At 57.1% G+C, this 23492-nt stretch carries 25 protein-coding genes; 9 read left to right on the top strand and 16 right to left on the bottom strand.

Annotated elements, in window-relative coordinates; genetic code table 11:
• Entirely contained in the window at positions 1-1014 is a 1014-nt protein-coding gene (gene hemB, locus WG219_19875; GenBank protein WXL25528.1) for a porphobilinogen synthase, read from the bottom strand.
• A gap of 301 nt (positions 1015-1315) precedes the next feature.
• Positions 1316-2551: a sterol desaturase family protein gene (locus WG219_19880; protein WXL25529.1), complete on the bottom strand. Its 1236-nt coding sequence runs from the start codon at positions 2549-2551 to the stop codon at positions 1316-1318.
• Positions 2552-2777: 226 nt separating this feature from the next.
• Between WG219_19880 and elbB the strand changes: the two genes are divergently transcribed.
• Both elbB and WG219_19890 read left to right on the top strand, forming a co-directional pair.
• Entirely contained in the window at positions 2778-3446 is a 669-nt protein-coding gene (gene elbB / locus WG219_19885; protein ID WXL25530.1) for an isoprenoid biosynthesis glyoxalase ElbB, read from the top strand.
• 129 nt (positions 3447-3575) lie between these two features.
• Positions 3576-4046 (top strand): thioesterase family protein, encoded by a 471-nt coding sequence (locus WG219_19890; protein ID WXL25531.1) that lies wholly within the window; start codon positions 3576-3578, stop codon positions 4044-4046.
• Positions 4047-4050: 4 nt separating this feature from the next.
• Here WG219_19890 and WG219_19895 read toward each other — a convergent pair whose 3' ends face one another.
• The 6 genes from WG219_19895 to WG219_19920 form a co-directional block, all read right to left on the bottom strand.
• Positions 4051-4515, bottom strand: coding sequence for a YaiI/YqxD family protein (locus WG219_19895; protein WXL25532.1), 465 nt, complete (start codon positions 4513-4515; stop codon positions 4051-4053).
• Positions 4516-4573: 58 nt separating this feature from the next.
• Positions 4574-6469, bottom strand: a complete 1896-nt coding sequence (locus tag WG219_19900) for an FTR1 family protein (protein WXL25533.1) — start codon at positions 6467-6469, stop codon at positions 4574-4576.
• Positions 6470-6610: 141 nt separating this feature from the next.
• Positions 6611-7240 carry a homoserine/homoserine lactone efflux protein gene (rhtB, locus tag WG219_19905; protein ID WXL25534.1) on the bottom strand — a complete coding sequence of 210 codons (630 nt, stop codon included), beginning with the start codon at positions 7238-7240 and terminating at the stop codon, positions 6611-6613.
• An 82-nt stretch (positions 7241-7322) separates the two neighbouring features.
• Complete coding sequence (locus WG219_19910) at positions 7323-8087, bottom strand: TerC family protein (protein ID WXL25535.1); 765 nt, start codon at positions 8085-8087, stop codon at positions 7323-7325.
• A gap of 6 nt (positions 8088-8093) precedes the next feature.
• Positions 8094-8669, bottom strand: a complete 576-nt coding sequence (locus WG219_19915) for a mechanosensitive ion channel family protein (protein WXL28056.1) — start codon at positions 8667-8669, stop codon at positions 8094-8096.
• An 8-nt stretch (positions 8670-8677) separates the two neighbouring features.
• Positions 8678-10591: an ATP-binding cassette domain-containing protein gene (locus tag WG219_19920; protein WXL25536.1), complete on the bottom strand. Its 1914-nt coding sequence runs from the start codon at positions 10589-10591 to the stop codon at positions 8678-8680.
• 50 nt (positions 10592-10641) lie between these two features.
• Between WG219_19920 and WG219_19925 the strand changes: the two genes are divergently transcribed.
• The gene (locus WG219_19925) at positions 10642-11106 is read left to right on the top strand and encodes a TIGR02444 family protein (GenBank protein WXL25537.1); all 465 of its coding nucleotides are present in this window, start codon (positions 10642-10644) and stop codon (positions 11104-11106) included.
• Here WG219_19925 and WG219_19930 read toward each other — a convergent pair.
• A complete protein-coding gene (locus WG219_19930; GenBank protein ID WXL25538.1) occupies positions 11103-12176 on the bottom strand; it encodes an AlgP family protein in 1074 nt (357 codons plus the stop codon). The two genes, WG219_19925 and WG219_19930, sit on opposite strands and share 4 nt — an antisense overlap.
• A 128-nt stretch (positions 12177-12304) precedes the next feature.
• Between WG219_19930 and WG219_19935 the strand changes: the two genes are divergently transcribed.
• Positions 12305-12955 carry an FKBP-type peptidyl-prolyl cis-trans isomerase gene (locus WG219_19935; GenBank protein WXL25539.1) on the top strand — a complete coding sequence of 217 codons (651 nt, stop codon included), beginning with the start codon at positions 12305-12307 and terminating at the stop codon, positions 12953-12955.
• Positions 12956-12965: 10 nt separating this feature from the next.
• Here WG219_19935 and rsd read toward each other — a convergent pair whose 3' ends face one another.
• From rsd to WG219_19970, 7 genes are all read right to left on the bottom strand, one after another.
• Complete coding sequence (gene rsd, locus WG219_19940) at positions 12966-13439, bottom strand: sigma D regulator (GenBank protein WXL25540.1); 474 nt, start codon at positions 13437-13439, stop codon at positions 12966-12968.
• A 411-nt stretch (positions 13440-13850) separates the two neighbouring features.
• On the bottom strand, positions 13851-15101 hold the full coding sequence (locus WG219_19945; GenBank protein WXL25541.1) for a heme biosynthesis HemY N-terminal domain-containing protein: 1251 nt from the start codon (positions 15099-15101) through the stop codon (positions 13851-13853).
• On the bottom strand, positions 15098-16279 hold the full coding sequence (locus tag WG219_19950; GenBank protein WXL25542.1) for a uroporphyrinogen-III C-methyltransferase: 1182 nt from the start codon (positions 16277-16279) through the stop codon (positions 15098-15100). Before WG219_19950 ends, WG219_19945 begins: the two co-directional genes overlap by 4 nt.
• 16 nt (positions 16280-16295) lie before the next feature.
• Positions 16296-17069 (bottom strand): uroporphyrinogen-III synthase, encoded by a 774-nt coding sequence (locus tag WG219_19955; protein ID WXL25543.1) that lies wholly within the window; start codon positions 17067-17069, stop codon positions 16296-16298.
• The gene (gene hemC / locus WG219_19960) at positions 17066-18004 is read right to left on the bottom strand and encodes a hydroxymethylbilane synthase (protein WXL25544.1); all 939 of its coding nucleotides are present in this window, start codon (positions 18002-18004) and stop codon (positions 17066-17068) included. Before hemC ends, WG219_19955 begins: the two co-directional genes overlap by 4 nt.
• Positions 18005-18134: 130 nt before the next feature.
• A complete protein-coding gene (locus WG219_19965) occupies positions 18135-18878 on the bottom strand; it encodes a LytTR family DNA-binding domain-containing protein (GenBank protein ID WXL25545.1) in 744 nt (247 codons plus the stop codon).
• A complete protein-coding gene (locus tag WG219_19970) occupies positions 18875-19963 on the bottom strand; it encodes a sensor histidine kinase (GenBank protein WXL25546.1) in 1089 nt (362 codons plus the stop codon). The genes WG219_19965 and WG219_19970 overlap by 4 nt, the downstream gene beginning before the upstream one ends.
• A gap of 285 nt (positions 19964-20248) precedes the next feature.
• Here WG219_19970 and argH point away from each other — a divergent pair, with 285 nt between their 5' ends.
• The 5 genes from argH (at position 20249) to WG219_19995 (ending at position 23377) form a co-directional block, all read left to right on the top strand.
• The gene (gene argH, locus WG219_19975; GenBank protein WXL25547.1) at positions 20249-21643 is read left to right on the top strand and encodes an argininosuccinate lyase; all 1395 of its coding nucleotides are present in this window, start codon (positions 20249-20251) and stop codon (positions 21641-21643) included.
• Positions 21615-22214 (top strand): AAA family ATPase, encoded by a 600-nt coding sequence (locus tag WG219_19980; protein WXL25548.1) that lies wholly within the window; start codon positions 21615-21617, stop codon positions 22212-22214. Before argH ends, WG219_19980 begins: the two co-directional genes overlap by 29 nt.
• Positions 22214-22693: a GNAT family N-acetyltransferase gene (locus WG219_19985; protein WXL25549.1), complete on the top strand. Its 480-nt coding sequence runs from the start codon at positions 22214-22216 to the stop codon at positions 22691-22693. Before WG219_19980 ends, WG219_19985 begins: the two co-directional genes overlap by 1 nt.
• Before the next feature lie 16 nt (positions 22694-22709).
• The gene (locus WG219_19990) at positions 22710-22979 is read left to right on the top strand and encodes a hypothetical protein (GenBank protein WXL25550.1); all 270 of its coding nucleotides are present in this window, start codon (positions 22710-22712) and stop codon (positions 22977-22979) included.
• 152 nt (positions 22980-23131) lie between these two features.
• Positions 23132-23377: a TIGR02647 family protein gene (locus WG219_19995; GenBank protein WXL25551.1), complete on the top strand. Its 246-nt coding sequence runs from the start codon at positions 23132-23134 to the stop codon at positions 23375-23377.
• Positions 23378-23492: the final 115 nt, after the last annotated feature.

Consider the following 23492-nt stretch of genomic DNA (forward strand, 5'->3'; position numbering starts at 1 on the left):
TTATTGCCCTTGTTTCAAGAGTTCTGCTGCACGTACGGCGAAGTAGGTCAGAATGCCATCTGCACCGGCACGTTTGAAGGCTGTCAGTGACTCAAGGATCACCGCTTCACTCAGCCAGCCATTTTGGATGGCGGCCATGTGCATCGCGTATTCACCACTGACCTGATACGCAAAGGTCGGCACCTTGTACGCATCTTTAACTCGCCAGACGATATCCAGATACGGCATGCCCGGTTTGACCATGACCATATCGGCGCCTTCGGCCAAGTCCGCTGCCACTTCGTGCAGGGCTTCGTGACCGTTGGCAGGGTCCATCTGATAAGTGTTCTTGCTGCCTTTGCCCAAGTTAGCCGCCGAGCCGACAGCATCACGGAACGGACCGTAGTAGGCACTGGCGTATTTGGCGGAGTAAGCCATGATGCGCACGTTGGTATGGTCAGCCAGCTCCAGCGCCTCGCGAATGGCCTGAATGCGACCGTCCATCATGTCCGACGGTGCAACGACCTGAGCACCCGCTTCGGCGTGGGACAAGGCCTGCTTAACCAGTGCATCGACGGTGATGTCGTTCTGCACGTAGCCATCTTCATCGAGAATGCCGTCCTGACCGTGGGTCGTGAACGGGTCCAAAGCGACATCGCTGATGATGCCCAGCTCCGGGAACTTGGCGCGCAAAGCGCGGATAGCACGCTGAGCGATACCGTCGGGGTTCCACGCCTCTTCACCCTGCAGGGATTTCTTCTCCAATGGCGTTACCGGGAACAGCGCCAGCGCCGGAATACCAAGGGCAACCCAATGCTCAGCCTCTTTCAGCAGCAAGTCGATGGACAGGCGCTCCACGCCCGGCATGGACGGAATGCTTTCACGACGGTTTTCACCATCCAGAACAAACACCGGCAGGATTAGGTCATCGGTGCTCAGGCGGTTTTCACGAACAAGACGGCGGGAAAAGTCGTCACGGCGGTTACGACGCAGACGAGTTCCGGGAAACAGGCGATTGGCGGGGGTAACGCTCACAGCAGACTCCGTAGCCTGTAGCACAGGCAAGCAGGACAGTTATAAGCGGACATTATGACCAAATGGTTACAACACATCACTGATGTGTACACGCCAGCCTGCCAGCGCTGCATGCGCTGTTTACACCAGGAAGACTGAACGCGGGATGGCCAAACTCGACTGTGCAATAAGCGCTGCTAGCATGCGCAAACGCCATTCATGCAGAGCCCAGGTCCGGATCACCATCCATGGTACCACCCCCTGGGCCTGCTGCCTGCCACTGCGAGACAGGCAGCGCACCAAAGTCGTAAGACGATAATGCTCAGGCAGTACGCGCCGGAGCCGGACGCGGGGCCCAAAAAATCACAATGAGGCTAATCAGGCTGTAAGTCAGCAGCGCCCACCAGAGCACAGGCTGTTGCGCAACCATACCGACCGCAATAGCCAACCAGAGAAACACCGCATTCAGCACCAATCGCAGCAGCTCCAGCGCTTTGGCCATAGGGCGGTTTTCCAGCCAGGCGCCAATGCAATACAGGCCAAACGCTACCCATACGGCCCCCACCAAGGCCTGCGCCATGGTCATCGACTCTCCTAATCCCAGCAGAGCACTGCCCAACGCAAGGTAAAGGGCAAACTGGACACCGGCATAGATTTTTTGCGCCAACGTCAGGGGCACATCAAACTTCACAAAACGACTTAAGTCCGGTTTTTCTACGGGGTATTTCGCCGCCACATCAGCGGGACGCCACCCAGTCGGCATAAACCAGATGCGCACCTTGTCCCACCACGACTCGGCCCGTACCGCATCCTTCCACAGCGCCACATAGAACTGGATATTTGCCCACAGCGGGTTCCAGCTGGCCAGCGGCGTGGTAACACCAAAGATCGCAGGTTCCTCATCCAGCTCCTCCTGAAAGGTGCCAAAAATCCTGTCCCAAACGATGAACACACCACCGTAATTACGATCCATATAACGTGGGTTTTGCGCGTGGTGAACACGATGGTTCGACGGCGTGGTCAGAATCCACTCCAGCCAACCCAGCTTGGGGATATGCCGTGTATGCACCCAGAACTGATAAAGCAGGTTCATCGCTGCAACGGTCAAGAACACCAAAGGCGGTACACCGACAACCGCCATGGGCAGGTAGAAAATCCAGCTGAACAGAAAACCACTGCTGGTCTGGCGCAAGGCAGTACTGAGGTTGTAATCCTCGCTCTGGTGATGGACCGAATGAGCCGCCCACAACACATTGCGCTCATGCCCCAGGCGATGGTTCCAGTAGTAGCAGAAATCGTAGAAGACAAAGGCAAACAGCCATACCCAGAGGTCATCGGCCGACAGCTCAAAAAGCCCCAGGTATTGCCAGGCCAGTGTGTAGGTGATGAGCCCTACCACCTTGGTGATCAGCCCAAACGTGGTGGACAACACGCCAGTGCTGAGGCTGTTGATCGCATCAGAAAAGCGATAGGTGCTGACACCACGCCAACGGTCCGCCAGCAATTCAAGGGCGATCAATACAAAGAAAAACGGTACTGCGTAGAGTATGTAGTCCATGTCTCTCCCCGACGTGCTCCGGCATGTCTCTGCATTGAGCAGGACTGTCGATTTGTATTTATAGGTCTGCCGTATCGCGAGAACCGGCTTACAGCTAGGATTACTTCATAAAGCTTAATTCAAGGTTTGTCAGGCCTCACGGCCAACTGTGCCAACCCTGGTAGCGTTTGGCGACAGATTCGTTATAAGGCGATGCCCTTCGCCCTGCATTTATCAGGAGATAGAGATGAACAAAAAAGTCGCGGTGATTCTTTCCGGCTGCGGCGTCTACGACGGCGCAGAGATCCACGAAAGCGTGATTACCCTGCTGCGCCTCGACCAGCGCGGTGCGCAGGTGCAGTGTTTTGCTCCGAATATCCCGCAACTGCATGTGGTGGATCACTACAGCGGTGACGAAATGGACGGCACCCGCAACGTACTGGTGGAATCAGCCCGAATTGCCCGGGGCAACATCAAAGATGTCAAAGAGCTGCACGCAGCTGACTTTGATGCCGTGATCCTGCCGGGTGGCTTTGGTGCGGCTAAAAACCTGTCGGACTTCGCCACCGCTGGCGCCAACTGCACCGTCCAACCCGACGTATTGCAAGCCGTACAAGCGTTTGCCAGTGCGGGTAAACCAGTAGGGCTGATGTGCATTGCCCCGGCCATGGCCGCAAAAATCTTCGGCGCTGGCGTGATCTGCACCATCGGTAAGGATGCTGATACAGCGGCAGCCCTGACCCAGATGGGCGCCCAACACGAAGAATGCGAAGTATCCGACATCGTCGAAGATGAAAAGCACAAGCTGGTCACCACGCCGGCTTACATGCTCGCCCAGTCCATCAGCGAAGCGGCTTCCGGCATCAACAAGCTGGTTGACCGCATCCTGGAGCTCAGCGCCCACCCTGCAGCGTAATCTGCACGTTGGCCATTGAGAGGGTGCCTAAGGCATTCGCGACAATGGCTACGCCACTCCGGCCTGCCCTCTGGTCAGGCCGGGTGTGCTGCGGCAGTTTGCAGGCATTCTTTTGCAGGCAGGGCCGCCATGAGCACAAAACCGTTTGAACTCTCAGCTGAACAGCGCGACGCGGTGATCAACTTTTTTCAGCGCATACCCTTCAATCAAGCGCTGGGCATTCAGATGGGCGAAATGAGTGCTGAAAAAGTCATCATGACTCTGCCCATGAAGCCCGAGCTGATCGGTAACTTTGTCCATGGCATCCTTCACGGCGGCGTGATCAGTTCACTGCTTGATGTGGCGGGCGGAGCGATGGCACTGATCGGCGCCTTCGACAAACACCAACATCTGTCGGCCAGCGAGCGCATGGCCCGTCTCTCCAAGCTAGGGACTATCGACTTGCGCGTGGATTATCTGCGCCCAGGCCGCGGCCAATTGTTCACGGCCAGTGCAGTGCTGCTGAGAAGTGGCAATAAAGTCGCAGTGGTACGCTCGGAGCTGCACAGTGACGATGGCACTCTCGTTGCCGTAGGTACAGGCACTTACCTCTGCGGATAAGGCATCAGCCTGCGGGCTGCTTGCGTTGCAGGCGAGTCAGGATGCGGTCAAGGCTGTTGGCAAAGGCCTGTTTGTCACGGTCACTGTAAGGGGCCTGGCCACCTCCGACCTGCCCCAGCTCACGCAACTCGGTAAACAGATTTCGGGTTGCCAGTTTGTCGCCCATATTGCGCTCATCAAACTCACGTCCACGCGGGTCAAGTGCGCTGACACCCTTCTTGACTAGGCGATCTGCCAGCGGAATATCGCTGCAAATAACCAGCTCGCCCGCCACAGCATGCTCGACCAGATAGTCGTCTGCCGCATCAGGGCCACTGGGCACCACAATCAGCCGCACGCAGTTGAAGGCAGGTTTGATCTGCGACTGGCCAGCCACCAGAACGACCTCAAAACCTCGTTTCAGGGCAAATTTGACCACCTGATCCTTGGCAGCCTTTGGGCAGGCATCTGCATCAATCCAAACTCGCATGGTTCGCTTCTAACTCAGGCAAAAGCCGGCATGGTACGCCATACCGGCTTTCATCGCCCTACGCACTGACAGCGGCTTTACGCCGTGCCGCCAGCCAGCTGCGGCCATACAAAACAACGATGGCAAGCAATGCCAGTGCTTGTGCAGACAAGGTGTAGGCATCGTCATGAATGCCAAGCCAGTCAAATTCGAAGAACGCCACCGGCCGAGTGCCCAGTACGCCAGCCTCTTGCAACGCTGCCACACCATGGCCTGCAAACACCACCGAGAGCACGCATAACAGCACTGCATTCAAGCCAAAGAAGGTCGCCAGCGGCAGCTTGCGCGAACCGCGCAGAATCACCCACGCCAGCCCCAACAACAGCACCAACGCCGCAGCGGCGCCGGCCAGAACCATGCCATGGCCTTGCGGCCCAGCCTGTAACCACAGGGTTTCGTAAAACAAAATGACTTCAAACAGCTCGCGGTAAACCGAGAAGAACGCCAGCACTGCAAAACCGAAGCGTCCACCGCCGCTGACCAAACTGCTCTTGATGTAATCCTGCCAAGCGGCGGCATGGCGGCGGTCATGCATCCACACACCCAGCCACAGCACCATGACACTCGCGAACAGGGCTGTAACGCCCTCCAGCAACTCACGCTGGGCGCCGCTGACATCAATCAGATACGCCGCCAGGGCCCAGGTCGCCACACCGGCAACCAGCGCCAGTGCCCACCCCACATGCACACTGCGTACAGCATGGTGCTGCTCGGTATTGCGCAGAAAGGCCAAAATTGCCGCCAGTACCAGAATCGCTTCAAGCCCCTCACGCAGCAGAATCAGCAAGCTGGAAATGAAGCTCAGGGAGGCGGACATACCTTCGCCCTCAAGCAATTTGGCCGACTTAGCCAGTTCAGCCTTGGCCAGTTCCAGACGCTGCGCGGCCTGAGCCACCGGCTGGCTGTCCTGCAACGCCTGCCGATAAGCCATCAGCGCTCGCTCAGTGGTCTTGCGCTGCTCGGTATCGAGGTTATCCAGAGCGCTTTCGACCAGCTCAAAGCCTTCCAGATAGGCCCCAACCGACAAATCGTAAGCCTGCGCCGAATCGCCCGCCTGGTAGGCAGCCAGGCTTTGCTCCAGGGTCTGCACGGTATGCTCGATCAACTGCTTAGGGCCGCGCTGCTGCATAGGCGGCTGCGCACGCTGGGCCCGAAACAGCTCGGCCGCTTCAGCGCCACGCTGTTCGGTCACCTGTGCCGGCGTCAGGCTGGCCAGTTCACTGAGGGCAATGGGCTCGCCCTTGAGCGCAGGGTTTGCGGTGAACCCCGCGATGTAGCTGGCGATATCCCAGCGTTGCCGCTCATCAAGCTGATCCGCGAATGACACCATATCGGTGCCCTCAATACCCAACCCGACGGTATTGAACAGGTCGTACAGACTCAGGTGATCCATACGTGCATGGCTGCGCAGGTTGGCAGGGGGCGGCTCCATGCCCATGCTGGCGGGGCCATCACCGGCACCTGTCGCTCCATGGCAAACGCTGCAATTTTCAGCAAACAACGTCGCACCCCGGGATGGATCAGGGGTTATCGCCGGAGTCTGCGAAACGTCATAGGCTTTGGCCAGAATGGCTGCCAGTTGGCGCGCCTGTGCTGCCACCGCGGCGCCATCCTTGCGTTGCTCAACAGCCTGCTGCAACTCGTTTACACCCTGCTCAAGGGTTACCCGCTCAGGCCGGGCAGGAAGCGCCACAATTAGGCCATGCAGCACGCCCAAGAACTCGACTTGCTCGTTGTACTCACCAGTATCAATCACCTGCCCTGCTGCTACGGTCGCAGGGTAGTCAACACTCAGGTAGCCCAGCAGATGCAGTGCCTGAGCGGCACCATCGACCGGCCCGGCTAAGACATTCAGGCTGCAAAAAGCCAGAACCGGCAACAGCATCCAGTTGCAGAATCGGGAGAGGATCTTCATTGGGAAGGAGTACCAAATGCAAACAGTTAGCGTTCGATTATGAGCGCCAGCCTCTCCATCAGCAATAAACTGTTACAAATAGTTAGCTTGGGCGCCCGTTGTAGACATCGGCCCAAGCCTTGGGTTTCTACCGTCCGGCCCTCAACTAGCCGCCCGACGCACCGTAGCCAGTAAAGCCGCAGCACCAATAAACAAGCCACCAAACGTGCGATTGAGCACACGCTGCTGACGCGGTGAGCGCAAAGCGCCCAATACTCGGGCCGCCAAACCGGTGTAACCGGCCATGACGATCAAGTCGACTGTGATCATAGTCACCCCCATGATGAGGTACTGCATCAGCAACGGAGACTTCGGATCAATAAACTGCGGCAGTACCGCCAGCATGAAGACGATTGCCTTGGGATTGCTGATATTCACCAGAAAGCCCCGCGCCACCAAACTCAGTGGACGGCCAATGGGTCGACCAGCATCCGCCTGCATTTCACTGGGCTGAGCTTTCCACTGCAGGTAGCCGAGATACACCAGATAGGCCACACCAAACCACTTGATCAACCCAAACGCCAGCTCAGAGGCCGACAACACCGCCCCCACACCCGCTGCAACAATAGCGATCTGTACGGCCAGCGCTATTTGCAGGCCCAGCGCATTCCAGTAGCCACGCAGAAAACCGTATTGCAAACCCGCTGACATGGATGCAATCGCTCCGGCACCGGGCGATAAGCTGATCACCCAGCAGGCCACAAAAAACGCCAGCCATGTCTCAATCGCCATGCTGCTCAACTCCATTTCCGAACACATAAAAAAGGGGTAGGCCTTAGCCTACCCCTGTCTTGACGCTACGCACAGACTGTAATCAGTACGGCGAGCCCTTACGCAGCTGCACCGGATCAAGCTCTTCCTTCCGGGCACGAGCGCGCAGTGTACGCATGCGGATGTTGATCGCCTCAACGGCCAAGGAGAAGGCCATGGCGAAGTACACATAGCCCTTCGGCACATGCACATCGAACGACTCGGCAATGAGCACGGTACCCACAACGATCAGGAACGACAGCGCCAGCATTTTCAGGCTCGGGTGCTTGTCGATGAAGTTGCTGATGGTACCGGCGCACAGCATCATCACCAGAACCGAGATCACAATGGCAGCCACCATCACCGGTACGTTGTTGACCATACCTACCGCGGTGATCACCGAATCCAGCGAGAAGATGATGTCGATGATGGCAATCTGAATAATGATGCCCATGAAGCCGTAAGTCTTACCGCCAGCCTGTGGGCCTTCTTCCTCACCCTCCAAACTGTGGTAGATCTCTGCCGTACTCTTGAACAGCAGGAACAGACCACCGAAGAACAAGATAAGGTCGCGACCGGAAATCCCCTGGCCCAATACCGTGAACAGGTCGGTCGTCAGGCGCATCACCCAGCTAATCGACAGCAACAGCAGGATCCGCGTACCCATAGCCAATGCAAGACCAAAGAAACGCGCCTTCGGTTGCTGTGCCTTGGGCAAACGGCTGACCAGGATCGAGATGAAGATGATGTTGTCGATCCCCAGAACAATCTCCAGAGCAGTCAACGTCAGAAAAGCAACCCAGATCTCCGGGTTAGCCAGCCATTCCATATTTTCTTAAACCTCTTTATTACGCGGTTTGGGTTGTTCGCCATGACGCCATCGGCGCACGGCTTTTTGAAAAAAAAGACTATTCGGAATCTGCAACAAAGCCCCCGGCGCGTCGCCGGTAGCGTCTTCTAAGGTGGTATAGAACAGATTGATGGCAATCACACGTCCGCAGACACCCGGCTTGTCGGCACTTTCCATAACCTCGACATACTCCCCGATACGAAAGGGACCAAGGGCGAAAATAAGCAACGAGCAGAACATGTTTGACAACACGCTCCAAATGGCGAAAAACGCCACCGCCGCTACCGCTGCAAAACCGGTTAAAGCTGTCCAGAGTACCTGAGCAGAAACCCCTAAACGCTCTAGCACGAGCATAAATGCGCTGCCGAGTATCAACCATCGTACCAGCCCCCGTACCGGCAGCATTAACTCAGGTGGTAACTGCGGGTAACGAACAGCTAGACGGCTGATCGCACGGGTCAAAATACGCTGACCTAGCCACGCCAAGAACAGGATTAAAATCACCTGTCCGGCTCTAAGCAAAGGCTCCCGCCAGGTCAACAGCCACTCAAGTGAAGGCAACGTCAGACTCAACTGGCAGCCTCCAGCTCAGCCTGCAAAGCCTCCAGCGCTTCCAAAGCCTCCATCCAGCGCTCCTCAAGATCGCCCTCACGTGCTTTTAGCTTAGCTTGCTCAGCCAGCAAATCACGGAGCTCATCTTTGCGGGCAGGATCGTATAGGTCACTGTCACCTAGTTTTTCTTCAACAGTGGCCAGCTTCTCCTGGACCTGCCCCAGCTCTTTCTCAAGCTTTTCAGTCTCACGCTTATAAGGCGCCAACTGCTGACGCAGGGCTGCTGCAGCTTGGCGCTGCAGTCGCTTATCGGACTTATCCGGGTTAGTTTCAGCCGCAGCGGTAGTTGGCTGCTGACGGGCGCGGTAATCCACCAACCAGCGGGCATAATCATCCAAATCACCATCAAACGGCTGCACACGGCCATCAGCCACCAGCAAGAACTCGTCTGTTGTGCTCTTGAGCAGGTGACGGTCGTGGGAAACCACCACCACTGCGCCGCTGAACTCTTGCAGCGCCATGGTCAGGGCCAGGCGCATTTCAAGGTCCAGGTGGTTAGTCGGTTCGTCGAGCAGCAGCAGGTTGGGCTTGCCCCAGGCAATCAACGCCAAGGCCAGTCGTGCCTTTTCACCACCGGAGAAGTTTTGCACCGGCTCATCGCAACGGGGGCCACGGAAATCAAAGCCACCGAGGAAGTCGCGCAGTGTTTGCTCACGTTCTGTAGGCGCCAAACGCTGAAGATGGAGCAGCGGGCTGGCGAGATCATCGAGCGCATCCAACTGATGCTGAGCAAAGTAGCCGACAGACAGATTCTCACCGCGCTGTAATTCGCCACTGATGGGCTGCAACTCGTTGGATAAGTTTTTAATCAGGGTCGACTTACCTGCACCATTGGGCCCGAGCAAACCCAAGCGGGCACCGGGAGCTAGGCTCAGTTTGACCTTCTCCAGCACCACCTTGTCGCCATAACCCAGGCAGCCTTCACTCAGGCTCAGCAGCGGGCTGGAGATTTTGTCGGACTCGCGGAAGCTAAAGTCGAACGGGGAGTCAACGTGAGCTGCTGACAGCTCTTCCATTCGTTCCAGTGCCTTGATCCGGCTCTGGGCTTGACGGGCCTTGGTTGCCTGCGCCTTGAAGCGGGCAATGTACTTTTCCATGTGCGCCCGTTGCGCTTGCTGCTTCTCATACGCCTGCTGCTGTTGCGCCAGACGTTCAGCACGGGTGCGCTCAAAGGCGGTATAACCACCGCGATAAAGCGTGAGCTTTTGCTGATCAAGATGGGCAACGTTGTCCACTACAGCATCCAGAAAATCGCGGTCATGGGAAATTAGCAGCAAAGTACCGGGATAAGCTTTCAGCCAGCTTTCCAGCCACAGGATCGCATCCAGGTCCAAGTGGTTGGTGGGTTCGTCCAACAGCAGGAGGTCTGACGGGCACATCAGCGCCTGCGCCAGATTCAGGCGCATCCGCCAGCCACCGGAAAAATCGCCGACACGGCGATCCATCTGCGCGTTATCAAATCCAAGACCCGCCAGCAACTTACGCGCACGTGCATCGGCGCTGTAGCCGTCCAGGGTATCCAGCTCAACATGTAAGCGCGCCACAGCTGCGCCATCGTGGGCGGCTTCGGCGGCGGCCAGCTCGGCCTGTACTTGGCGCAGACGTATGTCGCCGTCCAGCACGTAATCGACTGCGATGCGATCCACCGCTTCGATTTCCTGGCGCATGTGCGACACTCGCCAGTCAGCCGGGATCAGGCAGTCGCCCGCATCGGCAATCAACTCGCCGCGCAGCAGAGCAAACAGGCTGGATTTACCGGCGCCGTTGGCACCGATCAGACCGGCTTTATGGCCGGGATGCAAAGTCATCTCGGCGTCTTGCAGAAGACGCTGAGGACCACGCTGTAGTGTGAGATTTTGTAGTCGGATCATAATGGCGGCGGAGTCTACCAGAGTCCCCTTTTACTTACGCGAGAAGCACGATGCCAACAGACCTGTGGCCGTTCGCTGTCACCTTATACCAACAGCCCGGAGTCGAGCAGGCTTGCCTGCAATTACAGGCACAGGGGGCTGACGTGTGTGTCGTGATCTGTGCAGTCTGGCTGGAAAAGCACCAGGCATCCTGCAGGCCCGAGCGTGTGCTCGAATTACAGAACCACACGCGCCACTGGCATGAGCAGGTGGTGCAGGCGCTACGTCAACTCAGGCAAAGCTGGCGCCAGCCAGCCCAAGAGGATACGCACTTGCTGCAGTTGCGCGAGCACGTGAAAAGGCTAGAGCTGGAGGCGGAACGTGAACAATTACGGCGTCTGACGGAGCTCACTCATCACTGGCTGAATGAGCCCGACACGACGCCGCAAGACTGGCTCGGGCAACTAGGGCCAGAGCCACTCAACCCTGCGGCCGTGCAACTGTTACGCTGCACAGCGGCAGAGCTGATGATTTAAACACCTGAGGCAGGTGCAGTGGTGTTGGTTACCGGGGCGGTAACCTCTGCAGCGGCTGGCTTAGCCTCTACTGCTTTGTTTTCTACTGGCTTAGCAGTTGCGGCAGGTGCGGCTGGTTTTGCAGCAGTTTTGGCAGCGGCAGGTTTTGCAGCTGGCTTAGCGGCAGCTTTGGCAGCGGCAGGTTTCGCGGCTGGCTTAGCGGCAGCTTTGGCAGCAGGTTTCGCAGCTGACTTAGCGGCAGCTTTGGCAGCAGGTTTCGCAGCTGGCTTAGCGGCAGCTTTGGCAGCAGGTTTCGCGGCTGGCTTAGCAGCTGTTTTGGCAGCAGCAGGTTTCGCGGCTGGCTTAGCGGCAGTTTTGGCAGCAGCAGGTTTCGCAGCTGGCTTAGCAGCAGCTTTGGTAGCGGCAGGTTTTGCGGCTGGCTTAGCAGCTGTTTTGGCAGCGGCAGGTTTTGCGGCTGGCTTAGCAGCTGTTTTGGCAGCAGCAGGTTTTGCGGCTGGCTTAGCAGCTGTTTTGGCAGCAGCAGGTTTTGCGGCTGGCTTAGCAGCTGTTTTGGCAGCAGCAGGTTTTGCGGCTGGCTTAGCAGCTGTTTTGGCAGCAGCAGGTTTTGCGGCTGGCTTAGCAGCAGCTTTTGTAGCGGCAGGTTTCGCGGCTGGTTTATTACGGCTATCCAGTGCTTTCTCAGCGGCCTCCTTCACTTTGCCAACACCCTGCGCCAGCTTGAGGCTTTCCTGAGCGTCACGCTTGAGGCCTGCGATGTATTCGCGAGTTTCAGTCTGGCTCGCCTTAAGAGCATCCAACAGATGCTCCAGCTCAGCAACGGCGTCTTTAGCCTTGGCTTGCGCCTTGCTTTTGCCAGCCTTGGCGGCTTCTTGAATCTTATTGCGTGCCTTGAGCAGTTTTTCCTGAGTTTTGCCACGCTGCTTTTCCAATTTGGTCAGCAACTTCTCAGCATCAACCAATGCCCGGCTGCAAGCATCCTCAAGATGCTCAAGGAGACTACTGGAAAGTTGCTGCAACAGATGCAGCGGAGTACTCACAGACTTCTTCTTTGCGTTTTTGACTGACGACATGGCTGCGCCTCCGGGCGTGTGAAGTTGTTGCCATACTAGACTGCCTCACACCTGTCTTTCCACCTTATGCATTGAGCTTGTCGGTCTAACAGGCATAATCGCCGCAACTTCAGACGGAGCACACCCTTATGCCACGCTTTTCTCTGCTGTTTCTTTTCCTGCTTGCCCCTCTGGCATACAGCAGTGAAGACTCGCAGGACCTGGCCTACAGCCTCGGGGTGAAACTGGGAGAACGACTGCGGCATGAAGTGCCGCAAGTAGAGCTGCAACCACTGCTCGAAGGCCTTCGTCAGGCTTATCGCGGTGAGCCCCTGCGACTCGAACCAGACCGCATTGAAGCACTGCTGGCCGAGCACGAGGCCAAATTGGCACAAGCACCCGATCCACAAGTAGAAAAAGCCAAAGCAGCTGAACGTCGTTTTCTGGCTCTGGAAAAGGCTAAAAGCGGTATCACGGCTCTTCCCAACGGCATCCTGATACAACCGCTACGAGCAGGTAACGGTCCGATGCCAAAGGCCAACAGCAAAGTGCGTGTGAACTACAGAGGTTACCTGGCCGACGGCTCGAGTTTTGATCAAACTCAAACACCACAATGGTTCAGCCTGGACAGTGTGATTGCAGGGTGGCAGCAAGCCCTGATGAAAATGCCTGTTGGCGCTTACTGGCGGATCACTATCCCGTCCGCTCAGGCATATGGAGAAGAAGGTGCAGGGGATTTGATTGCCCCTTACTCCCCGCTGATATTCGAGCTGGAGCTGCTTGAAATCAGAGACAAGTAAGGGGCGGGTGTCAGGCCTCAGCAGCAGCCTTTTCCTGATGAGCCATATGGAGGACTTCGATCAGGCAGTCCTCAAGCTCGAAACGCTCACGCAACAATTGACCCAAGCGCTTAAGTTCCTCACTCAAGCTACTGGAATCCCGGCAGTCACCGTTGTCACACAAGTCATTGAAAGCGAGGGAAACCTCAGTAATGGCTTCGATACGGGGATAGATCTGTTTGGCCAGCTCAAGGCCACGCTGGTCACCAAAGGCCTTGGCCTCATTGGTCAGTTGCTCGTAAACCCCGAAATGACCGGCAGACACATAGTCAACTAGCACTTCACAAAAACGCTGCAGTTGCTGGTCATTACAGCTGAGTTCGCGCCCGGAACCAATAATGTCCACGTACGCTACAACTAACTCTTTTCGCTCTTGCAGCCAGCGGTCAATCAGTTGGTTGACCCCGCCCCAGCGCTCCTGAGCATTCCGACATGTCTCGAGCATGGCGCTCTCCTTCCCTTTTGCTATTGCCCCGACACCTCAAATCACCAGAATGCCCGGGTCACGCTTCTATGCTGTAATTCAGTAAAGCCACCCGGAGATTAGGCTGGCAACAGGGTGGCTTCAATATGTGCAAATGTAAAATTTCATACAGCCGTTTGGACATTAAGCAGCCATTAGAAATTATTTAACAACCACATAAAAACTAGGCGAATTAATTTACAGCGCCCTAGCTCAAGGGTAATAACCGGCAACAGGATGCACCTGTGCATCTGGAAAACTGAACAATACGCGCAAAAAGCACAGATGTTTTTTTGGCACTATAGTCAGATAAAACCCGACAGACGGTAGTATTTATACGCCAGATTGTGCGGCAGCACACATGCCAAGCTGCCGCACAATCTTCTGCAGTGGCTAGCCTACTTTGGCAATCAGCGGCAGAGAGAGGCGGGAATCGAGCAGCCTTAAGCCTTCTTGATACAACTCGTTGCTACGCGCAAGTTCACCCTGCTGTGCAAGCAGGTGGGCCAACTCGGCGCAGGTTTCAGGATGCTGCTGAAAACGCAGGCTCGACTCCAGATAATCGCGCGCTTTGCCCCAAAGCTGAGTTCGCAGACACAAACGCCCCAACGTCAGCAGCAAGCCCGCATCATCGGGATGCTCTTTCAACCAGCCCTCAGCGGTTTTCAATTGGCGCGCGGCATCGGCGCCTTGAAGCAGCCCATAGAGCCTTGCCAGCGTTGTGTCGTAGCGTTGTTTTATCGCGCTGCGCAACAGCTCCTCGGCCTGAGCATCAGCCCCGGCCAGACGCAGCTGATCCACATAGACCGCCACGATCTCTGCGTTCTTATGCAAGGGAGAAGGCATTGCACTCCACACCTCTTGGAGGGCCTTGCGGATTGATTCGTTATCCCCTGCACTGTGCGCGACGGTTTGTAGCAATCGCCCGCGCCAAGCACTCTGCTCCAATACACCGAGCTCGGCATTGCCAAGAACACTGGCCTTACTCAATTCTGGGAGCAAACCGACAAGCCCAGACCAGTCCTCGCGTTGCAGGTAAACCTGCTTAAGCTGACGCAAAACCTGTTGATGATGCGGAAATCGCGTCCGCATGGCGTGCAGAGTCTCCAAAGCGGAATCCATCTCACCTCGCTCTTGCTGCATCTCGGCATGCTGCAAAGCAATCGCCAGCTCTGCTTGCGGCTGCTGATTCAGCGCTGCCTCCAGTAACTCATCACTCTCTTCATAGCGGCCAAGGTTATGTGCCGCACGGGCCGCGCCGAGAAAGTAAGCCAATGGTTCATCGCCGGTATCAGCTGCACGTTTGAGATGGCGCAGAGCCGAAGGGTAATGCCCCTCAACCAATTCGACATAGCCCCTGCGTGCTGCAATACGCGCACGGCGATTGTTATGCAGGCGCGACCACGGGTTTACCAGCCCGCCGGACGTAACCAGTATCCGCAAACACAAGCGAACCCCATACACCAGCAAACAGAGCGCCAGCACCAGCAGCAGGAAACTCCAGAGTGTGGACTCATAGCGGAAACTTTCGAACGCGATGAGTACGTAGCCTTTTTGGCCCGGTACCGGCACACCGAAGATCAACAGGCTGACTACCGCAGCAATCACCAACAGTAACGGAACAATCCAGAGCAGCTTTTTCATTCCTGAACCTCCCCTGCGGCAGCGGGTTGCTCAGCCCCCTTGGCAGCTGGGATACCTTGCTGGGCGCGGGCGGTCAGCTTCGCCTCGATATACGCCTGCACAGCATTTAGGGCTGGGCTCAGATCAGGCGGTGTCACATCAATTGGACGTTGCTCCAGCTCGACAATCTGCGTGCGCAATGTACGGCTATTGGGGTGATCAGCATCGAAATAGGTATCAAGCGTATCTCGAGCCTGCTCCATGGCCTGACGGTAGACACCTGTCTGCCCATGCAAAGCGCCCCACTGAGCCTGTTCAAGCGCAAGGTTCAGCGCCAGACGCACTTGGCCGAGCTCTTGACCGGCCAACATAGGTTTGATGTTACGGTCGGCATCGAAGTCCAGACGGAAGTATTCGGAGAGGGTTTCCAATGCCCGCTGCCACCATTGCTGCTCGCCACCGGGCTCCTGCGCCCACTCACGCAGTACACCGCCCTCGCCATCAAACACTGGTGCCAGGGCATTCAACTGAGCAGCCTGCTCACGCACCGCACCGATTTGCAGAAAAAGCCCGAGGCGATCTGGATTGTGGGTCGAGCGTAACGCAACCAGGCTCTTAGCCAGCTGTTCACGGGCAGCATAGGCAGCCGGATCATCCTGTTCATTGATGATGTCATCTGCGGCCTTCACCAGCGCCGTGGCACTGGGAATATCCTGCAAGGCGGACAAGCGCAAGCTGGCCAGACGCAACAGGTGCTCGGCCTCAGCGATTCGCCACTCCTGTCGACTCGCGCCCAACACAGTTTCGAGGCGCTCGTTAAGTAACTGCTGATCACCTTGTAAGCGACTGACCAAACGGCGCTGCGTCTCCAGCTCCTCAGAAGCTGGCAATTGATCCAACCGCTGCTGTAACGCCTCACCACGCTTCTGCTCGGCCAAAAGCCCCTGAGTCAGCCCAGCGAATTGCGCTTGCACGGTATCCAGTTGGCTCGCTTGCGTCTGCTCAGCTGTTTTCTTCTCATACAACTGCCAGGCACTCCAGCCTCCAGCGGCCGCACCACCCAGTGCGATTAGCAACGCCAGGGCTGCCAACCCTTTACCGCTGCCTGTTTGTTTTGCAGCAACCGGCTCAGGGATGACCGGCTGCTCAATGACGGGTAGTTCCGGGGACTGATCTTTCGGGGTGCTTGCTTCGCTCACGAGTTCATCCTTTACATCAGAGATCGGCGACAGGCTGATTGTGCAGCGCTGCCAGCAACGCCGCGGCGCTGGCGCCACGACAATCCACAACGGTTTGAGCGCCAGCTGCCTTTGCCAGTTCAGCAACTCGCGGGCTCGGTACAAACAAGGTTAGACGAGACAGCTCAGGCCATGCATCCCCCGCTAACTCGCGTAAATGCTCAAAGCCCTGGCCACTGCTGACGACCAGCCCATTGAGCGACTCTTCAGCGACGCGCCGGGCCAGCTCACCAGCTGGATACACAGGCATAACCCGACGATACAACGGCAGGTAATCCACCTGCACGCCCTGACTGCCCAGTCGCTGAGCCAGCAGCTCGCGACCGGTATCACCCCGCATAATCAGCACCCGTGGCGAAACCTGTCCAGCCAACGCCTGCTGTAACTGCGGCATGGCCAGTAAGGCCTCGCTGTCATCGCCGTGCGCGGGGAAATACACAGCCAGCCCCTGAGCAGTAAGAATCTTGGCGGTAGCGGCCCCCACCGTAAACCACCGGGGCCCGGCTGGGTTTTGCGCAAGACAGCGCTGCATCAATCGAATGCCCAGTGTTGCCGCTGGCTTACTGACCACAATCACTGCTGCGTAACGATCCAACCCAGCCATGCACTGCCGTTGCTGCTCGGTTTCAGCCAACGGCTCAATCGCCAGCAACGGCAGGCTGCAGCTGTAAACACCCTGCGCCACCAGCGTCAACGCCAGTTCAGCTGAATCCTGAGTTGGCCGGGTCAGCAGCAAACGCCAGCGTCTCACTCGCGCGATGCCTCACCGTAGACGGCGTGCAGAATCTCGCCTGCACCTTGAGCCAGTAGCGCTTCGGCTACGCTGATGCCCAGCTGCTCAGCATCAGCGGCTGCGGCATGTTGCTCAGCACGTAATAACTGTGTGCCATCTGGCTGGCCGACCAAACCGCGCAGCCACAGCTGCTCGTTCTCCAGCACGGCATAGCAAGCGATCGGCACTTGGCAGCCACCATTGAGGTGCTTATTGAGTGCACGCTCAGCAGTCACGCGCAATGCTGTCTCACGATGATGCAACGGCGCCAGCAACGCATGGATCTCGGCATCGGCGGTGCGGCACTCGATGCCAACAGCACCCTGGCCACCGGCAGGCAGGCTGTCTTCAACGCTAATTGAGGAGCGAATCCGTGATTCAAAGCCCAAGCGGATCAGGCCAGCGGCCGCCAGGATGATGGCGTCGTACTCGCCTGCATCCAGTTTGGCCAGACGGGTATTCACGTTACCGCGAAGGAAATGGATAGTCAGATCGGGGCGGCGCGCCAGCAACTGAGCCTGGCGGCGCAGACTGGAAGTACCGACAATGCTGCCAGCAGGCAATGCATCCAGACTGTCATAGGTATTAGACACAAATGCATCGCGCGGATCTTCACGCTCACAGATGCAATACAAGCCCAGGCCTTCAGGGAAATCCATGGGCACATCCTTCATCGAATGCACCGCGATGTCGGCTTCATTCTCAAGCAGCGCAGTTTCCAGCTCTTTAACGAAAAGACCTTTGCCGCCGATTTTCGCCAACGGCGCATCCAGCAACTTATCGCCACGGCTGACCATGGGAACCAGAGTAACCGTCAGACCAGGATGAGCCTGTTCCAGACGCGCTTTGACGTGTTCGGCCTGCCAGAGGGCAAGAGCACTTTTGCGGGTAGCAATGCGGATTTCACGAGACATGGGCAATTCCAGAAGACAAACTGCCTATGATGATAACAGGCTAACCGCGTTCAAGCCTGCCCAGACGCCAATCCCGCTCCCGACCGAATGGCCGGGAACGTGAGGCGTCACATGCGGGTGATACAGAGCCTTACAGGGTCTGCATCAGTTTACGTACCCCTGCCACATGGCGGCGACTGACGATCAAGGCCTCGTCGTTCATGCCTTTGAGGTACAACTGGAAGTGACCGAGCGGGGTTCGCTGCAAACGCTCAATCCGCTCCCGTGCCACCAGCGCGTTACGGTGGATGCGCACAAAGCGCTCACCAAACTCGTCCTCAAGGGCCTTGAGCGGCTCATCCAACAGCACCTCACCGCCGGTATGGCGCAGGGTGACGTACTTGTGGTCGGCAATGAAATAGATCACCTGCTCCAGCGGAATCAGTTCAATGCCTTTGCGAGTACGAGCACTGATATGGCTGCGCGGCACACCGCCGCTTGCAGCTGGGCGCGTTAACGCTGCCAGTTGCACTCGATTGGGTCGTTCAGCTTTTTTTAACGCCTCGGCAAGGCTTTCTGGACGCACTGGCTTGACCAGATAACCCACCGCGCTCACTTGGAAAGCCTCCACAGCGAACTCGTCGTAGGCCGTACAGAAAATAACCGCCGGAGGCGCTTCACGCTCACACAACTTCGCCGCAACCTGCAGGCCGTCCAGGCCAGGCATGCGGATATCCAAAAGCACTACATCCGGCTTCAAGCTGTCGATCAGGCTCAAGGCCTCTTCGCCATTGCTTGCAGCGGGCTCCAGCACGCGATAACCACTGAGCTCGCCGACCATGCGGCTCAATCGCTCACGCGCTAACGGTTCATCATCGACAATCAGGACATTCATAGTGCACGGGCTTCCTGCTTTGTTCTTGCACAAGGATAGCGTAGACAAGTGAAATGGCGACCTTCACGGCGCTCTACGCTAAGACTGGCCTTTGTTCCAAAAAGTGCCACCAATCGCGCCTCAATATTTTTCAACGCTTGCCGAGTTCCCCTGGAAGGTTGCACTTCCTTCTCATGTTCATAAGGGCTGCTAACGCACAGACGCAGCTCCCCATCTAGGTATCGGCCTTCCACCTTGACTAATCCACCCTCAACCCGCGGCTGGATGCCATAGACAACTGCATTCTCCAACAGGGGCTGCAATGTCAATTGTGGTATGGGTAAATCTTCTGGAACTTCACCGATCTCCCACTGCAACTGTAGACGTTCTCCGAGACGATAGCGCTCAATCGATAAATAACGGTGAGCCAGTTCAACTTCCTCACGCCATGACACCAAGCTGCCCGGCTTGGCCAAACTGGCCCGAAACAGGTCAGAAAGGTCCAGTACAGCCTGTTCGGCTTTGTGCGGATCGACCACAACCAGACTGGCAATACTGTTCAGGCTATTAAACAGAAAATGGGGCCGAATTCGCGCCTGCAACGCCTCTATACGGGAATTCAGTTCAGCCTGCTTCTGCTTGCGCCACTGGCTTTGCAAATAGAAATAGCGCAATAACAGTGCCGACATGATCAGACTGATCAGGCCGTGACGCAGGTACAGATTCACTTCCCCAGGATGAGGCAGCGGCCCACCCAGCTCAAAATAGTCGGCGACCGCCGTACAGCCCAGACATAGCACAACCACAATGGCACAACACAAGCCGCCAGCCAGAGGCGCAGGCAACTGCGCCAACAATGGGCGTAACCGGCATAACGTGGCAGCCGATAGCAACATATTCCACTGAACGAAGAGCGACGTCAGCGCCAGTTTTACCCAATCAAAGCCGGGACGCATCGGCTCCGACAGCACCAGCACCAACACCAGCAGCTCCGCCAATAACAGCATGCTCAACAGTGCTTCTGGCTCACACAGCTCAGGCACGAAGAAATCATCATCAACAGCAGGCTTTTTATTGGTTTTAAGTCTGAATGCTGACCTTGCCATCACGCCCCCACGCGCCGAACCCGCTAACGACAGTTAAGCAAGCCATATTAAAGAAGAGCTGGGGCTTTGCCTTCTTTAAACTGTGAAACAGGTACAGTTATGCATTCAATGCGTCATTCGAGGCCAATTTCAGCCAACTAAGGGCACCTCTAAGTACACATATCCCAGCACACGCTCAACTGCTGGGCTAATTTGTGGGCCAGCCTGTTATTATCGGCATACATTTTTGTTTGCCGGTCGCACAAAGCGGCCAGCCCGATTTAGCGCACCAGCCGAGCGAAACCCATGAGCACTGAAAAAACCAACCAATCCTGGGGCGGACGCTTCAGCGAACCTGTCGACGCCTTCGTTGCCCGTTTCACCGCTTCTGTCGAGTTCGACAAGCGCCTGTACCGCCACGACATCATGGGCTCCATCGCCCACGCCACCATGTTGGCCAAGGTCGGTGTGCTCAACGACAGCGAGCGCGACACCATCATTGATGGCCTGAAGACCATCCAGAGCGAAATCGAAGCCGGTCAGTTCGACTGGCGCGTCGATCTGGAAGACGTGCACATGAACATCGAAGCACGCCTGACCGACCGCATCGGTATCACCGGCAAGAAGCTGCACACCGGCCGTTCCCGTAACGACCAAGTGGCTACCGACATCCGCCTGTGGCTGCGTGACGAAATCGACCTCATCCTGGCCGAGATCACCCGCCTGCAACAGGGCCTGCTGGACCTGGCGGAGCGCGAAGCCGACACCATCATGCCGGGCTTCACGCACCTGCAAACCGCTCAGCCGGTCACCTTTGGCCACCACTTGCTGGCTTGGTTCGAAATGCTCAGCCGCGACTATGAGCGTTTGGTGGACTGCCGCAAGCGCACCAACCGCATGCCGTTAGGCTCGGCGGCACTGGCTGGCACGACCTACCCTATCCAGCGTGAAATCACCGCTGAGCTGCTGGGCTTCGATCAAGTCGGCGGTAACTCCCTGGACGGCGTCTCCGACCGCGATTTCGCCATCGAATTCTGTGCCGCCGCGTCGCTGGCAATGATGCACCTGTCGCGCTTCTCCGAAGAACTGGTGCTGTGGACCAGCGCCCAGTTCCAATTCATCGACCTGCCGGATCGTTTCTGCACCGGCTCTTCGATCATGCCGCAGAAGAAAAACCCGGATGTCCCGGAACTGGTACGTGGCAAAACCGGACGCGTATTTGGCGCCCTGACTGGCCTGCTGACCCTGATGAAAGGCCAACCACTGGCTTACAACAAGGACAACCAGGAAGACAAAGAGCCCCTGTTCGACGCCGCCGACACCCTGCGCGACAGCCTGCGCGCCTTCGCCGACATGGTTCCGGCGATCAAGCCGAAGCACGCCATCATGCGTGAAGCGGCCCTGCGCGGTTTCTCCACGGCGACCGACCTGGCGGACTACCTGGTACGCAAAGGCCTGCCATTCCGCGACTGCCACGAAATCGTTGGCCATGCGGTGAAATATGGCGTCGACACCGGCAAAGACCTGGCCGAAATGAGCCTGGAAGAGCTACGCCAGTTCAGCGACCAGATCGAGCAGGACGTATTTGCTTTCCTGACCCTTGAGGGCTCAGTCAACGCCCGCGACCATATTGGCGGCACGGCACCGAATCAGGTGCGTAAAGCTGTCGTGCGTGGCCGCGAACTGCTGTCCAGCCGCTAAGGTGCTAGGCGATGCGCTAGGACGGCGCATTTCTGTGGTCGGTTGCTCAGGATCGGGCAAGACCACATTGGCCCGCCACTTGGCGAGGGAGCTGGGCTGTCCACATATCGAATTGGATGCGCTCTACCACCAAGCCAATTGGCAGCCACTGCAGGAAGATGAATTTCTAAAACAGGTGAGCAAAATGCTGCAGCCTGAACACTGGGTTGTTGAGGGAAACTACAGCGCAGTGCGTCAGCAGATTCTGCAACACTCAGACATGGTCATCTGGCTGGACTTTCCGCGTGCAACAGTCATGCGCCAAGTCATCTTGCGCACCCTAAAGCGCCTGCTGACCCGCGCAGAACTGTGGAACGGTAATCGCGAGCGCTGGGCTAATCTATTCAGGCTCGACCCACGGCGATCTATTCTCGCTTGGACGTGGACTCGGCACCCGGTGTATCGCTCGCGCTACAGCGCAGAAATGAAAGCAGCCCCACCCTCACAACGCTACATACGCCTCGGCTCTCATGCCGAAACGGAACAGTTTTTGAACAGTTTGTCAGTTCAAGTACCGGTTAGGAGAACCTAATGTCCCTGCACATCCGCCCCGCTACCCGCGATGACGCCGCACTGATCCTGCGTTTTATCACCGAACTGGCAATCTATGAGAAAGCCGAGCACGAGGTTAAAACGGATGTGGCCGGTATCGAGTCCAGCCTGTTCGCTGACGGCAGCACTGCTCACGGCCTGATCTGTGAGTACGACGGCGTGCCGATCGGCTATGCCGTGTACTTTTTCAACTACTCCACCTGGCTGGGCAAACACGGTCTGTACCTTGAGGACCTGTACATCAGCCCACAAAGCCGTGGCGTAGGTGCAGGCAAAGCGCTGCTGCGCCATCTGGCCCAACTTGCAGTCAGTAAAGGCTGTGGCCGCTTCGAGTGGTCAGTGCTGGACTGGAATACCCCGGCAATCGAGTTTTATGAATCTTTCGGCGCCCGTCCACTGGACGAGTGGATCATCTACCGCCTTACCGGCCAAGCCCTGCTGGATTTCGCCCAGGGCTAAGGCTAACGGAGCACATATGAACGAACAGGAAGACGAAGACTTCGCCCAGGACACCCTGAGTCAGGCCATTGAAAACCAGCTTGAGGCGGGTGACCCGCCATTTGTTCAAGCCGTGATGAATAAGCTGACCCTGGTTGGCATCGAGCGTGAGGAAATCATCGAGATGATGGCCCTGGTTCTGGCCGATGAAATCGAGCAGATGCTCGCCGCCGACCGCCCATTTGATCTGGCCCGCTACGAGCAGGGCCTGCGTGCACTGCCACAGTTACCAGAACAGGGCGAATAGCCGCAGCAGGATTTTTACCGCTGCCCGGCAACTTCTGGCAGCATCAGGGAGCAACAAGGTGTCAGGTGCCCTACACTGCCAACAGGCGTCACCACGCCCTAATGGCAGCGGCAGGCAAAACGCAGTACACACATCTTATAGCCGGAGCTCATATGGCCTTTACCCCCGATTTGGTTGCCGAACTGGAAATTCTTGCCCTGTTTAACCTCGACAGCACGCAAGAAGGCATCAAGGTTCACCACACTGCCGCCGCAACGGCTGTTGCCGCCGCCCAACGCTTATACGACAAAGGCCTGATCAGCCAGCCCGATGGCGGTTATCTGACCAGCCTGGGCCTGGATGCGGCCCAACACGCCCAAGGCCTGCTGACCATTCTCAAAGTGGCAGCCAACGCCTGAAGCCCCCGTCTGGATGCCGAACCGCCCGGCATCCAGACATAACCTCAAGTCGCTGGGGCACTTGAGGTTTGAACATGCACTGCCTGGAAATCAGTTGTCGAGCAGAAGCACCATA

The sequence above is a fragment of the Pseudomonas mendocina genome, assembly GCA_037482215.1.
Taxonomy (GTDB): Bacteria; Pseudomonadota; Gammaproteobacteria; order Pseudomonadales; family Pseudomonadaceae; genus Aquipseudomonas; species Aquipseudomonas mendocina_E.

Bases quoted from the DNA above. Each gene is read 5' to 3' on its own strand.
- WG219_19880 (WXL25529.1), bottom strand. From the start codon at position 2,551: ATGGACTACATACTCTACGCAGTACCGTTTTTCTTTGTATTGATCGCC.
- elbB (WXL25530.1), top strand. From the start codon at position 2,778: ATGAACAAAAAAGTCGCGGTGATTCTTTCCGGCTGCGGCGTCTACGAC.
- WG219_19890 (WXL25531.1), top strand. From the start codon at position 3,576: ATGAGCACAAAACCGTTTGAACTCTCAGCTGAACAGCGCGACGCGGTG.
- WG219_19895 (WXL25532.1), bottom strand. From the start codon at position 4,515: ATGCGAGTTTGGATTGATGCAGATGCCTGCCCAAAGGCTGCCAAGGAT.
- WG219_19900 (WXL25533.1), bottom strand. From the start codon at position 6,469: ATGAAGATCCTCTCCCGATTCTGCAACTGGATGCTGTTGCCGGTTCTG.
- rhtB (WXL25534.1), bottom strand. From the start codon at position 7,240: ATGGCGATTGAGACATGGCTGGCGTTTTTTGTGGCCTGCTGGGTGATC.
- WG219_19910 (WXL25535.1), bottom strand. From the start codon at position 8,087: ATGGAATGGCTGGCTAACCCGGAGATCTGGGTTGCTTTTCTGACGTTG.
- WG219_19920 (WXL25536.1), bottom strand. From the start codon at position 10,591: ATGATCCGACTACAAAATCTCACACTACAGCGTGGTCCTCAGCGTCTT.
- WG219_19925 (WXL25537.1), top strand. From the start codon at position 10,642: ATGCCAACAGACCTGTGGCCGTTCGCTGTCACCTTATACCAACAGCCC.
- WG219_19930 (WXL25538.1), bottom strand. From the start codon at position 12,176: ATGTCGTCAGTCAAAAACGCAAAGAAGAAGTCTGTGAGTACTCCGCTG.
- WG219_19935 (WXL25539.1), top strand. From the start codon at position 12,305: ATGCCACGCTTTTCTCTGCTGTTTCTTTTCCTGCTTGCCCCTCTGGCA.
- rsd (WXL25540.1), bottom strand. From the start codon at position 13,439: ATGCTCGAGACATGTCGGAATGCTCAGGAGCGCTGGGGCGGGGTCAAC.
- WG219_19945 (WXL25541.1), bottom strand. From the start codon at position 15,101: ATGAAAAAGCTGCTCTGGATTGTTCCGTTACTGTTGGTGATTGCTGCG.
- hemC (WXL25544.1), bottom strand. From the start codon at position 18,004: ATGTCTCGTGAAATCCGCATTGCTACCCGCAAAAGTGCTCTTGCCCTC.
- WG219_19965 (WXL25545.1), bottom strand. From the start codon at position 18,878: ATGAATGTCCTGATTGTCGATGATGAACCGTTAGCGCGTGAGCGATTG.
- WG219_19970 (WXL25546.1), bottom strand. From the start codon at position 19,963: ATGGCAAGGTCAGCATTCAGACTTAAAACCAATAAAAAGCCTGCTGTT.
- argH (WXL25547.1), top strand. From the start codon at position 20,249: ATGAGCACTGAAAAAACCAACCAATCCTGGGGCGGACGCTTCAGCGAA.
- WG219_19985 (WXL25549.1), top strand. From the start codon at position 22,214: ATGTCCCTGCACATCCGCCCCGCTACCCGCGATGACGCCGCACTGATC.
- WG219_19990 (WXL25550.1), top strand. From the start codon at position 22,710: ATGAACGAACAGGAAGACGAAGACTTCGCCCAGGACACCCTGAGTCAG.
- WG219_19995 (WXL25551.1), top strand. From the start codon at position 23,132: ATGGCCTTTACCCCCGATTTGGTTGCCGAACTGGAAATTCTTGCCCTG.